The organism is Kibdelosporangium aridum (assembly GCF_900176515.1).
Classification (GTDB): domain Bacteria; phylum Actinomycetota; class Actinomycetes; order Mycobacteriales; family Pseudonocardiaceae; genus Kibdelosporangium; species Kibdelosporangium aridum.
Map to the genome: position 1 here is coordinate 254,094 of NZ_FWXV01000010.1, position 17,371 is coordinate 271,464.

Sequence of the window (17,371 nt, forward strand, 5' to 3'; positions counted from 1 at the left end):
CCTATTCACGGTCGTCCAGCCGAGCCGACAACCCGGCCACAGTCGGCGTGCGGAAGAACTCCGCGATGGGCAGGTCGGTTCCAGTCCGCTCACGGATCCGGTTGCGCAGCAGCACGAGCATCATCGAATGCCCGCCGAGCGCGAACAGGTCGTCGTCGATACCGACACCGTCGGCACTGATTCCGAGCACCTCGGCGAAGATCTCGCAGAGCGTGCCCTGCAGAGGCGTTTCCGGTCGTCTGCTCAGCGACGGCCCGAAGTCCGGAACCGGCAGCGCAGTGCGGTCAAGCTTGCCGTTGGCGGTGACGGGGAACGCGTCCATCGCGACGAACGCGGCCGGGACCATGTACTCGGGCAGCGTTTGCTGCGCGAAGACCCGCAACTCGGCCGCGTCGGGCCCGGACGGGACGGTGTACGCGACCAAGCGTTTGTCACCCGGCCGGTCCTCGCGGACCACCACAAGCGCGTCCTGGACGGCGTCGTGCCTGGTCAGGACCGCCTCGATCTCGGCGGGTTCGATCCGGAACCCGCGGATCTTGACCTGGTCGTCGGTCCGGCCCAGGTATTCCAGCTGTCCGTCCCGCCAGCGCACCAGGTCGCCGGTCCGGTACATCCGCGCTCCCGGCGGTCCGAACGGATCGGCCACGAACCTGCCCGCAGTCCCGCCCGCCTGACCGAGATACCCACGGGCCAGACCGGCACCGGCGATGTACAACTCGCCCGCGACTCCGGCAGGCACCGGCTGCAAACCACTGTCCAGGACGTACGCCCGCGCGCCATGCACGGGCCGGCCGACCACGGGACGATCGGCGTCCTGGGCCCGCCCGACCAACGAGTCCACAGTGCACTCGGTCGGTCCGTACAGGTTGTACGCCTCAGTACCCTGCAGTGTCCGGAACTTCTCCCACAACTGCTGGGAAATCGCTTCGCCACCGACGCCGACCACCGGCAGCGCACAGGAGTCGCCGTCGATCACACCGGCCGCCGCGATCTGCGTGAAGTGCGACGGGGTCAGCTCAAGGAAGCCGATTCCCTTCTCCCGTACCAATGCGGCCAGCTGGGCCGGATCACGGCGGGTCTCGTCGTCGACGACGTACACCTCGTGCCCGTCCAGCAGCCACAACTGCGGCTGCCAGGACGCGTCGAACGAGAACGCCCACGCGTGCCCGACTCGCATCCGCTTGCCTGCGGGCCGGTACAGCGTTTCGCGATGGCTGTGGAAAAGGTTGGCCAGCGCGGCGTGCGGCACGACAACGCCCTTCGGCCTGCCTGTCGAGCCTGAGGTGTAGATGACGTACACCGGGTTCTGCGGCTGCGGTGGTGTCGGCTCGGCCTCCGGCAGGTCGTCCGTGGCATCGATGAAGATCCGCCGCGGGCCGCCGTCCGGGAGGTCCATGTCCGCGGATGTCAGCAGCAGTACCGGGTTGGCGTCGGCGAGCAGGTCGGTGATCCGGCCGGCCGGCTGGTTCGGCTCGATCGGCAGGTACGCGGCACCCGACTTGAGCACCGCGAGGATCGTCTCGAACACCCGCGCGCTGCGCGGCAACGCGATCGCCACAACCCGTTCAGGCCCCGCTCCGGCCGCGGCCAGCTGCCTGGCCAGCCGGGTGGTCCGCTCGTCGAGTTCGGCGAACGTGAGCGTGGTGTTGTCGTCGCTCAGCGCCGGTGCGTCCGGTGTCGCGGCCACTTGCGCGGCGAACAGCTCGGGGATCGTCCGCAGTCCGTCCACCGTGGACGATGTGCCCCACTCGCCGACAATCAGCAGGCGTTCGGCCGGGTCCAGCACGTCGACGTGGCTGATCGGCCGGTCCGGTTCGGCGACGACCGCTGTCATCAGCCGGACCAGCCGTTGCGCCAATGTCCGGACGGTGTCCTTGTCGAACAGGTCGACGCTGTACTCGATGTCGACATCGATTCCGTCGACGCCGTGGGTCTCCATCAGGTCGAACGACAGGTCGAACTTGGCCTGGCCCAACCCGGCGTCCTGCCACTGCGCGTCGCGTCCCAGCACGCGGTCGGGTTCGTCGGCCATGTGGTAGAGCGCGACCATCACCTGGAAAAGCGGGTGCCGGGCCAGCGACCTGGTCGGGTTGAGGATCTCCACCAGCCGCTCGAACGGCAGGTCCTGGTGCGCGTACGCGGCCAGGTCCACCTCACGCACCCGGCTGACCAGCTCACGGAACGTCGGGTCACCCGCGGTATCGGTCCGCAGCACCAACGTGTTCACGAAGAACCCGGCGAGATCGTCCAGCGCGTGGTCGGTACGGCCGGCGATCGGGCTGCCGAGCGGGATGTCGGTTCCCGCGCCGATCCTGGTCAGCAAGGCCGCCACGCACGCCTGCAGCACCATGAACAAGCTGGCGTCGCTGCCGTGCGCCAGCTCGCGCAGGCCACGGTGCACCTCGGGCGGCACCGTGAAGGACAGGTTCCCGCCACGGTTGGTCGACTGCGGCGGGCGCGGCCGGTCCGTGGGCAGTGCCAACTCATCGGGCAGTCCTGCCAAGGCTTCCCGCCAGTACGCGGCCTGCCGCCCGAGAATGCTGTCCGGGTCGTCCTCGCGTCCCAGCATGTCCCGTTGCCACAGGGTGTAGTCCGCGTACTGGACCGGCAATGCCGCCAAGTTGGGCTCTTCACCGGCGCACCGTGCCGCGTAGCTCTCGTCCAGGTCACGCACCAATGGAGGCAGCGACCAGCCATCGCCGGCGACGTGGTGCACGAGCAGCATCAGGACGTGGTGGTCCGGCGCTGTGGAGAACAACGCGGCCCTGATCGGGATCTCTTTGTCGATCGCGAAGCAGTACCTTGCCGCCGACGCCAGCCTGCCCGGCAAGTCCTCCGGGGACACGGTCTCGATGTTCAGCACAGGCTCGGCCGATTCGAGCACGACCTGCCGCGGGGTGCCGCTGTCGTCGACCACGAGCGTGCGCAGCACCTCGTGTTTGGCCACGACGTCACCGAGCGCTGCCTGCAACGCCTCGGTGTCGATGTGGCCGGAAAGGCGCCACGCCCACGGGATGTTGTACGTCGGGCTCGGGCCGGACAACCGGTCGAGGAACCAGAGTCGTTGCTGGGCAAAGGAAAGCGGGATGACCTCGGGTCGTTGCACCGGCCGCAGCGGCGGGCGGCCCGCGCGGCTCGGGTCCAGCACCTCGGCCAGCCGCGCCGGGGTCGGTGCGTCGAACACGGCCCGGATCGGGACCTCGACGCCGAGCACCCCGCGGATCCGGCTGACCAGCCGGGTGGCCAGCAGCGAATGCCCGCCCAGCTCGAAGAACCCGCTGTCGACGCCGACCCTCGGCACGCCGAGCACTTCGGCGAAGAGCTCGCACAACGCCTGCTCCGCCGGCGTGTGCGCCTCCCGGAGCACCACGGTGACCTCGGGTTCTGGCAGTGCGCGCCGGTCGAGCTTTCCGTTCGGCGTCAACGGGAACTCAGGCAGCACCACGATGTTCGACGGCACCAGGTGCTCGGGCAGACGGGACATCAGGAACGACCGCAACCGCGTCGCATCCTCCTGTGCCACAACGTATCCGATCAGCCGGTCGGTCCGCGCGACGACGACCGCCTGGCTGACGGCCGGATGCGTGAGCAGCGCGGCCTCCACCTCGCCGGGTTCGATCCGGAAGCCCCGGATCTTCACCTGGTCGTCCACGCGGCCGAGGAACTCGACGACCCCGTCCTTCCGGCGCTTGGCCAAGTCACCGGTCCGATACATCCGGCTGCCAGGCGGACCATACGGATCGGCCACGAACCGCTCGGCACTCAGCCCCGGACGGCCAAGATAGCCGCGCGCCAACTGCACCCCGGCCAGATACAGCTCGCCGGGCGTGCCCGGCGGAACCGGCCGCAACTGGGCATCCAGCACGTAAGTCCTGGTGTTCCACACCGGACGGCCAATCGGCACAGTCGCGTCCGCAGGATCACACTGCCAGTAGGTCACATCGACCGACGCCTCAGTCGGACCGTACAAGTTGTGCAACTCCGCGCCGAGTACCCGGTGGAAGTCCCGCACTGCCTCCACTGGCAGCGCTTCACCGCTGCAGATCACCCGACGCAGGCTCGCGCACCCGGCGACAGCCGGTTCCTGAAGGAAGACCTGCAACATCGATGGCACAAAGTGGACGGTCGTGATCTCGCGCGAACGGATCAAACCGGCCAGGTAGACCGGATCCTTGTGCCCGTCCGGCCGGGCCAGGACCTCCGTCGCACCGACGATCAACGGCCACAGGAACTCCCACACCGACACATCGAAACTCGACGGAGTCTTCTGCAACACCCGGTCATCACCGGTCAGCCCGTACTCGTGCTGCATCCACAACAACCGGTTGACGATGCCCCTGTGCGGCACCACAACACCCTTAGGACGACCCGTCGAACCAGACGTGTAGATCACGTACGCGGGACTATCCGGCGTCGCGGGGCTGGCCAAAGGTTCGCTCGACCACTCCGACAGATCCGTCTCGTCCAACGCGACGGACTCAAAGGCCATCCTTCCCGCCGACAGCACCAGGGCTGGAGCCGCGTCGGACAGCATGAACTCGATCCGCTCAGCGGGGTAGTCGGGATCCAACGGCAGATATGCCGCACCCGCCTTCAACACTGCCAGAATCGACGTCACCAAGTGGACCGAACGCGGCAACGCCAACGCCACCACGCTCTCCGGACCAACACCACGGCTGATCAACAACCGCGCCAGACGGTTGGACACCGCGTCCAACTCCGCGTAGCTGAGCTCCACGTCCTCGAAGAACAGCGCCGGGTGATCCGGCATCCGCTTGACCTGAGCCGCGAACAACTCCGGGATCGTGGTCTCGGGGACTTCGACGGCGGTGGCCGACCACTCGGCACTGAGCCGGTCCTTCTCGTCCTCGGTCAACAGGTCGATCTGGCCGAACGGCCGGTCCGGATCGGTGATGGCGGCTCGCAGCAACCGTTCCCATCGGCCGAGTACTGCGTCCACAGTGGACCGGTCGAAGATGTCGCTGTTGTACTCGGCGGCACCACGGATGCCCGCGCCTTCGCCCTCTCCGACGTAGAAGACGAGGTCAGCGCGGGCTGTCCCGAGCCTGACCGGCTCCTCGGACACCGTCAGCCCGGGCAGCCGCACGTCGGCGGTCGCGTTGTTCTGCCAGGCCAGCGAGGTCTGGAACAACGGGTGGTACGACAGGGAACGCGCCGGGTTGAGCGCCTCGACCAGCCGCTCGAACGGCACGTCCTGATGCGCGTACGCGTCCAGGCTGCGCTCACGGACCCGGGCGACCAGATCCCGGAACGACGGGTCACCGGCCGTGTCCACCCGCAGCACCAGCGTGTTCACGAAGAACCCGACCAGATCGTCCAGCGCCTGGTCGGTCCGCCCGGCGATGGACGTCCCGATCGGCACGTCCGTCCCGGCACCCAGCCTGGTCAATACGGCGGTCAGACCTGCGTGCACGACCATGAAGACACTGGCGCCACATGCCCTTGCCAAGTCCACCAGCCCGGCGTGCAGGTCGTCGTCCCACTCGAACGTGAACTGTTCGCCCTGGTAGGAAGCTTGCGGCGGATGCGGCCGGTCGGTCGGCAACTCGATGCGTTCCGGCAGGTCGGCCAGCACTGAGCGCCAGTAGTCCAGTTGCGGCTCGATCACGCTGTCACCCAGGGCATCCCGCTGCCACAAGGTGTAGTCGGCGTACTGAACCGGCAACGGTTCCCACTCGGGCGCGTGGCCAGCTGTCCTGGCCGTATAGGCGGTCGCGAAGTCACGCCACAGCGGCGCCATCGACCAACCGTCCGACGCGATGTGATGGAACACCAGCACCAGGACGTGTTCCCGCACACCGAGCCGAAGCAGGTCGGCCCGCAGCGGGACCTCGGTCCGCAGATCGAACGAACAGCGCGCGATTTCGGTGACCGCGTCGGCCAGCCCGGCCTCGGACACGTCCCTGACGTGCAGGGTGATCTCTGGATCGGTCAGGATCTGCTGGTACGCCTCACCGTCGTGCACCGGGAACACGGTCCGCAGCGCCTCATGACGGTTGACCACGTCCGCGAGCGCCGCCCGAATCGCCTCGACGTCGAGCATGCCTGTCAGCCGCATGGCGATCGGCATGTTGTACGTCGGCGACGGTCCTTCGAGCTGGTGGAGGAACCACAACCGTTGCTGCGCGTACGAAAGCGGCAAGTACTCCGGTCGCTCAGCCGGAACCAACGCGGGCCGCACCTGGCCGTCGCCGCTGGCCAACGCGGCGGCCAGCCCGGCGACCGTGGAGGTTTCGAAGACCGCGCGGACTTCCAGCTCCACGCCGAAGACCGCACGTACCCTGGCCACCAGCCGGGTCGCCATCAGCGAGTGCCCGCCGAGTGCGAAGAAGTCGTCGTCCACGCCGACCGCGGGCACGGCGAGGACCTCGGCGAACAAGCCGCACAGCACCTCTTCGACCGGAGTACGCGGCGCCCGGCCGGACATCGAGGCGTTCCGGTCCGGGCTGGGCAGCGCCTTGCGGTCCAGCTTGCCGGATGCCAGCAACGGCAGCCGGTCGAGGATCACGAACGCTGAAGGCACCATGTACTGCGGCAGCTGATCCCGCACGTACGAGCGCAGGGAAGCCACCAACGAGCTGGTCTCCCTGTGCCCGGCGGGGTTGTTGCCCAGTGACGCCAGCGAAGCCCGCACCGGGGTCTTCTTGTACACCTGACCTGGGGCGTTCGTGGCGAACACCGCGTCGAGCGCGCCCTCGGCACCGGCCGCCCACGTCACGGCGACGTGATATCCCACGCGCTCGGCCAACGCGAACAGCTCTTCCGGGTCCACACCGTCCACAATGTCCAGTGCGGCGACCGCGTCGCCGTCGCCCAGCACCCGGACTGCGGCCAGCTCCCCGGAGAGACGGGCGTTGGGAACCCCTGTCACCCGCAGCCGCTCAGGCCGCGATTCACGCAAGATCCCTTCCACCGCTTCGAGATCGGTGAAGGAACGGACCTCTTCGCGCACCGGCTCGACGGGAAGTGCCTTGCGCAACACGACGTCATACCGGTGGCGGGTCAGCTCGTTGTGCACGACACCGCGCTTGATCCACAGGTCCACGTCGCCGTCGAGCTCGTCGGCCAGAGCGACGAAGTAGTCCGGATCCAGCAGCAACTCGCCTTCCCGAGCCACCGCTTGGTCAACCGCCGGGACGCTGGCACGCCCGTGCCGGATCTCAGTCGCGGTACGGAAGGCCCGCAGCAGCCGCAGGTTCCGGATGTCACCGAGGAAGATGACGCCACCCGGGGCGAGCAGGCTGTACGCCTCCCGGATCACCTCGGTCAGGTAGCCCACGCTCGGGAAGTACTGTGCCACCGAGTTGATGACGACTGTGTCGAAGTACTCCCGTGGCACGTCACCGAGGTTGTGGGCGGGCCTTGCCTCCAGGTGGATACGCGGGTCATCGCCGAGTTCCCCGCGCAGGTTGGCAATGGCCTTCGGCGACAGGTCGACGCCCCAATACTCCTGCGCCAATGGCGCGATCCTGGACAGGATCAGGCCGCTGCCGACACCGATCTCGAACACGCGACGCGGCTGCAACGCGCTGATCCGCTCGATGGTGGCCGCGTGCCACTCCCGCATTTCGCCGAGCGGGATCTCCGAGCCGTCGTAGCTGGAGTTCCACCCGGTGAAGTTCTCCTCAAGACCACCGGACGACGCCTCAGTGAACACGTCCTCATGCAGCTCACGCCACTCCTCGACGTGCTCAAGCTCGGTACCCGCGTTCCTGGAGTCAGCCGTGACCACGTACGCGATCAGCTGATCGTCCTTGGCGATCACCACTGACTGCCCCACAGCTTCGTGCCCGGCCAGCACGGACTCGATCTCGCCGAGCTCGATCCGGTAGCCCCGGATCTTGACCTGGTCGTCCGCCCGGCCGACGAACACCAAACGCCCATCCGGCAACCAGCGGACCAGGTCACCCGTGCGGTACAGGCGACTTCCCGCAGGACCGAACGGATCCGCCACGAACCGCTCGGACGTCAACGCGGGACGACCGAGATAGCCGCGAGCCAGCCCGGAACCGCCGAGGTACAGCTCCCCCACCACACCCGGCGGAACCGGCCGCAGCCAGGCGTCGAGGACGTACGCCCTGGTGTCGGGATCGGGGATGCCGATCGGGACGACGGAAGCGCCCGCGAGCTCCTCGGCCGTGCTCTCACCGAGGGTCGAGTTGGTGGTCGCTTCGGTCGGGCCGTAGGCGTTGAACATCCGCCTGCCCGGCGCCCATCTGGCGATCAGCTGCGGTGACACCCGTTCCGTACCTGCCAGCAACACCGAATTCGTTGGCAGGTCGCAGTCCTCGGGCATCGCGTCGAGCAACGCGGGCGGCAGGATCATGAAGTTGACCTCGTGCGCGAACGCGTACTCGGTCAACGCGGGCCCGGCGACCCGCCGTTCGGCCGGGACGACCACCAACCGGCCGCCCGATAGCAAGCCCAGGCACAGGTCCCAGAACGCTACGTCGAAACTCGGCGAGGCGAACTGCAGGACCCGGCTGTGCGGGCCCACGCCGAACCGGCGCTGCTGGGTGGCCACCAGCTTGGCCACCCCGGCGTGGGACACGACCACTCCCTTGGGACGGCCGGACGAACCAGACGTGTAGATCACGTAACAAGCACTACTCGCCACCACCGACACTTCCGGCGCGGTAACCGGCCGCAGTGCCACTTCAGGATCGTCCACCACCAGCAGCGATACGCCGTCAGTAGCTCGGATGTGTGAATCTCTCGACGCCACAAGACAGACCGGTGAGGCGTCCTGGAACATGAACGCGATCCGGTCGGCCGGGTAGTCCACGTCGATCGGCAGGTACGCCGCCCCCGCCTTCATCACGGCGATCTCGGCGACGATCATCTCGATCGACCGTGGAACCGCCAGTGCCACAACCTTTTCCGGCCCAGCACCGCGTGCGATCAGAGCGTGCGCCATCTGGTTGGCCCGCGCGTCCAGCTCGGCGTAGGTGATCTCGATGTCCTCGAACACCACGGCAACCGAGTCGGCCCGGTCCCGGACCTGCGCGGCGAACAGGTCGAGGAACGTCGACGTGCCAAGGCCTTCGTCGACACCGGCCCACACGTCGAGCACCTGCGCCCGCTCGTGGCCCGCGAGCAGGTCGATGCCGCCGATCGGCCGGTCGGGGTCGGCCAGCGCGGCCCGCAGCAGGCGCTCAAGCCTGGCCAGGATCGAGTCCACGGTGCCGCGGTCGAGGACATCGGTGTTGAACTCCATCACACCGTCGATGCCCTGATCCCGTTCGGTCAACGAGATCGACAGGTCGAACTTGGACGTCCCGGTGGTCACCGGGATCTCGCTGACGGTCAGCCCAGGCAGCGTGACGTTGGCCCGCGCGTTGTTCTGCCCGGCGATCATCACCTGGAACAACGGGTGGTACGACAACGAACGCGCCGGGTTGAGCGCCTCGACGAGCCGCTCGAACGGGACATCCTGGTGCTCGTAGGCGTCCAGGCTCAGTTCCCGTACCCGTGTGACGAGCTCACGGAACGTCGGCGCACCTGAGGTGTCCACCCGCAGCACCAGCGTGTTCACGAAGAACCCGACGAGCTCGTCCAGCGCGTGGTCGGTACGGCCGGCGATCGGCGAGCCGATCGGGATGTCCGTGCCCGCCCCCAGCCTGGTCAGCAGGGCCGCGAGCCCGGCTTGGACGACCATGAAGACACTCGCCCCGCTGGTGTGCGCCAGATCCACCAGCTCCGAGTGCAACCGCGCGTCCCATGCGAAGGTGTAGAGCTCACCGCGGAAGGTCGCGACCGTGGGATGCGGCCGGTCCAGTGGCAGCTCGATGCGGTCCGGCAGGCCTTCGAGCGTCCGTCGCCAGTAGTCGAGCTGGGCAGTGATCTCACTGTCCTTGTCGGACTCGGTACCGAGCAGGTCTCGCTGCCACAACGTGTAGTCCGCGTACTGCACCGGCAGCTCGGTCCACTGTGGAGCCTGACCCGCCAGGCGAGCCTGGTAGGCCGTGGCGACGTCCTTCCACAGCGGCGCCATCGACCAGCCGTCCGACACGATGTGGTGGAACACCAATGCCAGCACGTGCTCTTGCGGGCCGAGCCGCAGCAGCTCGGCCCGCATCTGCACCCGGTTCTCCAGATCGAACGGGGCACGGACCAACTCGGTGAGGGCCTCCGCGAGGTCCCCCTCGGTAACCTCGCGGACCCGCAGCCGCGCCCCCTCGTCGGCCACATCCAGGATGCGCTGGTACGGCACGCCGTCCCGCTGCGGGAACACGGTCCGCAGGGCCTCGTGCCGATCAGTCACATCGATCAGTGCCTGCCTGAGCGCGTCGACGTTCACGTCCCCCGTGAGCCGCATGATCAGCGGCACGTTGTACGTGGCCGACGGGCCTTCCAGGTTGTGCAGGAACCAGAGTCGCTGCTGCGCGAAGGAAAGTGGAAGCACGTCGGGTCGCTGCACCCGCTGCAGCGGCGCCCGGACCCGGCCACCGGAATCAGCCAGCAACTCGGCGAGCCCGGCAGGCGTCGGCGTCTCGAACACCGACCGCACAGCCAGTTCGGTGTTCAACGCGGCACGTACCCGCGCGATCAGCCGGGTCGCCAGCAAGGAGTGGCCACCGAGCGCGAAGAAGCTGTCGTCCGGCCCGACCTTCGGCAGGCCGAGGACTTCCGCGAACAACTCGCACAGCAACCGCTCACGCGGAGTGCCCGGCTCACGGGTGGACACCGACACCGCCGGATCTGGCGACGGCAACGCCCGCCGGTCCAGCTTTCCGTTGGCGGTCACTGGAATCGCGTCAAGGACAACGACCGCCGACGGCACCATGTGCTCCGGCAACCGTTTGGCCGCGAGATCCTTGACCTCAGCGGCAAGTGTGACGTCCTGACGGAACCGCAGCGGATCACTCACTGCCGGCCCGTCAGCACCAGGCCGGAACGCTCCAACGGGAACACCGTCGCCGAGGAAGAAGACGGCGTCGATGCTTCCGTCTGCTGTGGACGACCACGTGGTGACCGTCCGGTATCCCAGTGCGTCGCCGAGTTCGTGGAAAGCCTCGGGATCCACACCGGCAACGATCCGGCCGTTCGGAATTCCCGTGATACGCAGAGAATCAGGACGCTCGCGCAACGCGGCCTCGACCGTCGAGAGGTCACGCCAAGCCTCGTGCGGCACCGAGCTCAAGTCCTGAACCGCTTGCGGCTGCTTGTACAGCACCACGTCGTAGCGGAACTGGCTGAGCTCGTTGACATACCGGGCCCGCTTGACCCGGACATCCACGAGGCCGTCAAAGAACTCCGGCGCGACCAGGAGCTCCTTCTCGCGCTGAACTCCTTCCTCGGCTGTCCGGTCACCACGGCGAGCCGCGACCTCGGCGTGGAACGCGTGCAGCTGACGCAGGTCCCGCACATCGCCGACGAACACCGCGCCGCCGGGCACGACCAGGTCGAGCGCCTTGTTCAGCACCTCGTTGAGGTAGTCGCCGCTGGGGAAGTACTGCACCACCGAGTTGATCACGACGGTGTCGAAGTATCCCGTTGGCATACCGTCGAGATCCGTGGCCTCGCCGTGCCGCAGTTCCGCTTGTGGGAACCGGGCGCGCAGGCCGTCGATGACCTTGGCGGACAGATCCGTTCCCCAGTATGACTCGCAGTCCTCGATCAGCTGGGACATGATCAGGCCGGTACCGACGCCGATCTCCAGAACCCGCTTGGGCCGCAGCGAACGGATCCGCGTCACGACCGCGTCACGCCACTCCCGCATTTGCTCCAGCGGGATCGGTTCGCCGTCGTAACTGCTGTTCCAGCCGACGAATTCGGCGGCGTCGGTGTAGACGGAGTCGTACAGCTCCTGCCACTCACCGATCTGGTCGCGCTGGGCATCGCTGTCAGTCTGCTCGGTGTCCGGCACGACGTAGCCGACAAGCCTGACGTCACCCGGCCGGTCTTCCCGTGCGATGACAACAGCTTGCGCGACACCGGGGTGCTCGGCCAGTGTCGCGGCGATCTCGCCTGGCTCGACGCGGAATCCACGGAGCTTGACCTGCTCGTCCGCGCGGCCGAGAAACTCGACGACCCCGTCCTTCCGGCGCTTGGCCAAGTCACCGGTCCGATACATCCGGCTGCCAGGCGGGCCATACGGGTCGGCCAGGAACCGCTCGGCACTCAGCCCCGGACGGCCAAGATAGCCCCGGGCGAGTTGGATACCGGCGAGGTAGAGCTCGCCGGGGGTGCCCGGCGGGACGTGACGCAGATGTGCGTCCAGCACGTAAGTCCTGGTGTTCCACACTGGACGACCGATTGGGACGGTCGCGTCCGCGGGATCACAGTGCCAGTAGGTCACATCGACCGACGCCTCAGTCGGACCGTACAAGTTGTGCAACTCCGCGTCGAGCACGCGGTAGAAGTCCTGAACCGCGTCGACAGGCAGCGCTTCGCCACTGCAGATCACTCGACGCAGGCTCGTGCACTCGGCGACAGCCGGTTCTTGGAGGAAGACCCGGAGCATCGATGGGACAAAGTGGAGTGTGGTGATGCCGCGCGAACGGATCAAAGCGGCTAGATAGGCGGGATCCTTGTGCCCGTCCGGCCGGGCCAGGACCTCCGTCGCACCGACGATCAACGGCCACAGGAACTCCCACACCGACACATCGAAACTCGACGGAGTCTTCTGCAGCACGCGATCGTCACCGGTCAGCCCGTACTCGTGCTGCATCCAGAGCAACCGGTTGACGATGCCCTTGTGTGGCACGACAACGCCTTTGGGACGGCCGGTCGATCCGGACGTGTAGATCACGTAGGCGGGGTGATCCGGCGTCGCCGGGCTGACCAAGGGTTCGCTTGACCACTCCGACAGATCCGTTTCGTCCAGCGCGACGGAGTCGTAGCTCAGCTTCTCCGCGGACAGCACGAGGGCTGGAGCCGCGTCGGACAGCATGAACTCGATCCGCTCCGCCGGATAGTCCGGATCCAACGGCAAGTATGCGGCGCCTGCTTTGTGCACCGCCAGAATCGACGTCACCAAGTGCACCGAACGCGGCAACGCCAACGCCACCACGCTCTCCGGACCAACACCACGGCTGATCAACAGCCGGGCCAGGCGGTTGGACAGCGCGTCCAGCTCCGCGTAGCTGAGCTCGACGTCCTCGAACATCAACGCCGGGTGATCCGGAGTCCGCTTGACCTGAGCGGCGAACAACTCGGGAATGGTCGTCGCGGGGACCTCGGTGTCCACCCATTCCGCCGTGATCCGCTCGTGCTCGGCCGCGGTGAGCAGGTCGATCGCGCCGATCGGCGCACCAGGATCGGCCACGACCGCGCGCAGCAAGGTCTCCAGCCGCGCGAGCACAGTCTCCACAGTGGACTTGTCGAAGATCTCCGCGTTGTACTCGGCCATCCCGTCGATCCCGCGCGGTGTCTCGGTCAGCGAGAACCACAGGTCGAACTTGGACGTGCCGGTACCGACCGGGATCTTCACGGCGTCAAGGCCGGGCAGGTGCACACCTGCGGCGGGGGTGTTCTGCCAGGCGAGCATCGTCTGGAACAACGGGTGGTACGCCAGCGACCGGGACGGATTGAGCTCCTCGACCAATCGCTCGAACGGCAGGTCTTGGTGCGCGTACGCATCCAGGCTGCGCTCACGGACCTGTGCGACGAGATCACGGAACGACGGGTCACCCGCCGTGTCGACCCGCAGCACCAACGTGTTCACGAAGAACCCGACGAGGTCCTCAAGCGCTTGGTCGGTACGGCCGGCGATCGGTGTACCCACCGGGATGTCCGAACCGCCACCGAGGCGGGTCAGCAGAGCGACGAGTCCTGCCTGGACGACCATGAACGGGCTTGCCCCGCACGAACGGGCCAAGTCCGCCAGCCCGGTGCTCAGGTCCGCGTCCCACGCGAAGGTGAAGAACCCGCCTGCGTAGGTGGACACTGTCGGGTGCGGCCGATCGGATGGCAGCTCGATGCGCTCGGGCAAGCCTGCCAGGGTCGTCCGCCAGTAGTCCATTTGCGACTCTTGGTCCGGCAGGTTTCGCTGCCACAGCGTGTAGTCCGCGTACTGCACCGGCAACGGCTGCCAGTCGGGAGCCTGTCCCCTGATCCTGGCCGAGTAAGCCGTGCCGACGTCACGCCACAGCGGCGCCATTGACCAGCCGTCCGCGGCGATGTGGTGGAACACCAGGACGAGCACGTGTTCATCGGGACCGGTCGCCAGCAGCTCGGCACGGACCGGGATCTGCGTCTCCAGGTCGAACACCCGGCGGACGATCTCGTCGATCGGGCTGTCCGACCGCACGAGCTCGACCGTCGCGTGCGGAAGTACATGCTGATAAGCCACCCCGTCGACCGCGGGAAAGACGGTACGCAAGGCCTCGTGCCTGGCCAGCAAGTCGTTCAACGCGGCTTGCAACGCATCGACGTCCAGCTTGCCTGTCAATCGCATGACCAGTGGCACGTTGTAAGTCGCGGATCCGCCCTCAAGCCGGTGCAGGAACCAGAGGCGCTGCTGTGCGAACGAAAGCGGTATGCGCTCGGGCCGTTCCACTGGGACAAGCGCCGGAAGGACCACCTGGTTGCCCGCAGTCCCCAGCAACTCGGCCAGGCCCGCCGGAGTCGGGTGGTCGAACACCGAGCGAATCGCGAGGTCCGCACCCAACGCCTTGCGGATACCCAGGATCAGCCGCGTCGCGAGCAGCGAATGACCGCCGAGATCGAAGAAGTTGTCGTCCGCGCCGACCGCGGGCAGGCCGAGCACCTCGGCGAACATCTCGCACAGCATCTGCTCTGCCGGGGTTCGCGCGGCACGCCCGGTCCCCTTGGTCCTCGGCTCCGGATCGGGCAGCGCTTTCCGGTCCACTTTGCCCGAAGTCAACACGGGAAGGCGTTCCAAGACAACGAATGTGCCTGGAACCATGTACCCGGGAAGCCGTTTCCGCGCGTACGCGCGCAGCGTCGAGACGAACGAACCCGACTCCCGACGCGCAGCCGGGTGGTTCGCGTACGCACTCAACGCCTTTGCTGAAGCCGGGCGGTACACGGCGACAGGCACTTCAGAACGAGAGAAAACTGCGTCCAGCTGACCGTCGGAGGCGTGGGCATCCCACGTGATCGCGACCTGATATCCGACGCGCTCAGCGAGTGCGTGCAGTGTTTCAGGGTCCGCACCGAGGATGGTCTCCACTTCACCGGACAACCGAGCGTTCGGAATTCCGGTGACCCGCAGGCGATCCGGCGCACTCTCCCGCAGGAACCCTTCTACCGAAGCCAGGTCTGTGAACTCAAGCGTGCGCTCGTCCGGTTGCGCCTGCGCAGAACCCTTGCGCAGCACGACGTCGTACCGGTACCGCGTCAACTCGTTCAGCGAATGGCCGCGTTTGACCCACAAGTCGGCGTCCGCGCCGAGTTGCCGCGCCAACGCCGGGAAGAAGTCCGGGTCCAGCAGCAGTTCGCCCTCACGCGCCACAGCCTGGTCCACAGCGGACTCGTCGAGCGGGCCGTGATGCCGCTCGATCGCGGTGCGGAAACACCGCAGCAGACGCAAGTTCCGGATGTCGCCGAGGAACACGACACCCCCGGGGGCAAGCAGCCGGTAGGCCTGCGTGATCACCCCGATCAGGTAGTCAACGCTCGGGAAGTACTGCGCCACCGAGTTGATGATCACGGTGTCGAAGAAGTCCTCGGGCATGTCCCCGAGGTCGTGCGCCGGACGGGCGTCCAGGTGGACCTTCTCGCTCAGCTCCGGCCGGGTGGAGATCTCCTTGCGGAGGTTCGCGATCGCCTGCGGGGAAAGGTCGACGCCCCAATAGGCATCGGTCTGTGGCGCGACTCGCGACAGGATCAGGCCGCTGCCGACACCGATCTCGAACACGCGGCGCGGCCGCAGTTCCATGATCTTGCCGATCGTGGCCGCGTGCCATTCCCGCATTTCGCCGAGGGGGATCTCCGAGCCGTCGTAGCTGGAGTTCCACCCGGTGAAGTTCTCCTCAAGCCCACCGGACGAGGCTTCGGTGAACACGTCCTCATGCAGCTCACGCCACTCCTCGACGTGGTCGTGCTCGGCGTTCTCGTCGCGGCCCTGCGCCGCGACCGCGTACGCCACCAGCTCGCCGTCCCGCGCGACGACCACGGACTGGCTGACGCTGGGATGCTCGCCCAGCACGGACTCGATCTCGCCGAGCTCGATCCGGTAGCCCCGGATCTTGACCTGGTCGTCCGCCCGGCCGAGGAACTCCAACGCACCACGGGAGTTGATCCGGACCAGGTCGCCGGTCCGGTACAGCCGGTCCCCCGGCGCGCCGAAGGGATCCGCGATGAACCGCTCCGAAGTCAGGCTCGGCCGGTTGAGGTATCCGCGCGCCAATCCAGGCCCGCCAAGGTAAAGCTCGCCCTCAGCGACTGGGCGCAGCTGGGCGTCCAGAACGTACGCGGTCGTCATCGGGTCCGCGATGCCAATCGGCACAACGGGTCCCTTGATGTGGTCCGGGTGCGACTCGCCCAAAGTGGAGTTCACGGTCGCTTCGGTCGGCCCGTAGGCGTTGAACATCCGCCGATCGCGGCCGTACCGTGCCACGAGCTCCGGGTCGACCCGCTCGGTTCCTGCCAACAGGATCGCACCTGGCCGCAACGACAGCTCGCGTGGCAACGCGGCGAGCAACGCGGGCGGCAGGATCATGAACGTGATCTCGTTGCGGTCGATGTACTCGGTCAGCTCGGGACCGGGGACCCGGCGCTCGGCCGGAACGACCACCAGTCGCCCGCCGGACAACAACGCCAGGCACAAGTCCCAGAACGCCACGTCGAAACTCGGCGACGCGAACTGAAGCACCCGGTCGGACGGGCCGATGCCGAACCGTTCGGTCTGGGTCGCGACCAGCTTGGCCACACCGGTGTGCGAGAGCACCACGCCCTTGGGCTTGCCGGTCGATCCGGACGTGTAGATCACGTAAGCCGCGTTGGTCGCCTGGATGTCCGGCGCGGGCAACTGCTCGGGCCAGTCCCACGCCGACGGGTCGTCGAGCAGCACATGCGGTACGGAGGAAGGCAGATCGGCCGCCGCCTCACTGACCGTGACCATGCAGACCGGCTGGGCATCGTCGAGAAGATAGGAGATGCGATCGGCCGGGTAGTCCGTGTCGATCGGCAGGTAGGCGGCACCGCTCTTGAGCACAGCCACTTCGGCGATGATCATGTCCAGCGAGCGGGGTACCGCGAGTGCCACAAAGCGTTCCGGCCCGGCGCCCGCCGCCACCAGCCGGTTGGCAAGGCGGCTGGATCGTGCGTCGAGTTCGGCGTAGGTCAGCGAATCGTCTTCGAACACGACGGCGACTGCGTCAGGAGCAGCGTGCACACGTTCCGCGAAGAGCTCCGGCCAGGTAGACGACATCGAGGCGAT

At 67.3% G+C, this 17,371-nt stretch carries 1 pseudogene; it reads right to left on the reverse strand.

What is annotated here, in order from left to right:
* Nucleotide 1: 1 nt before the first annotated feature.
* Nucleotides 2-17,371: pseudogene (locus tag B9C43_RS41900) on the reverse strand (amino acid adenylation domain-containing protein); the annotation flags it as partial.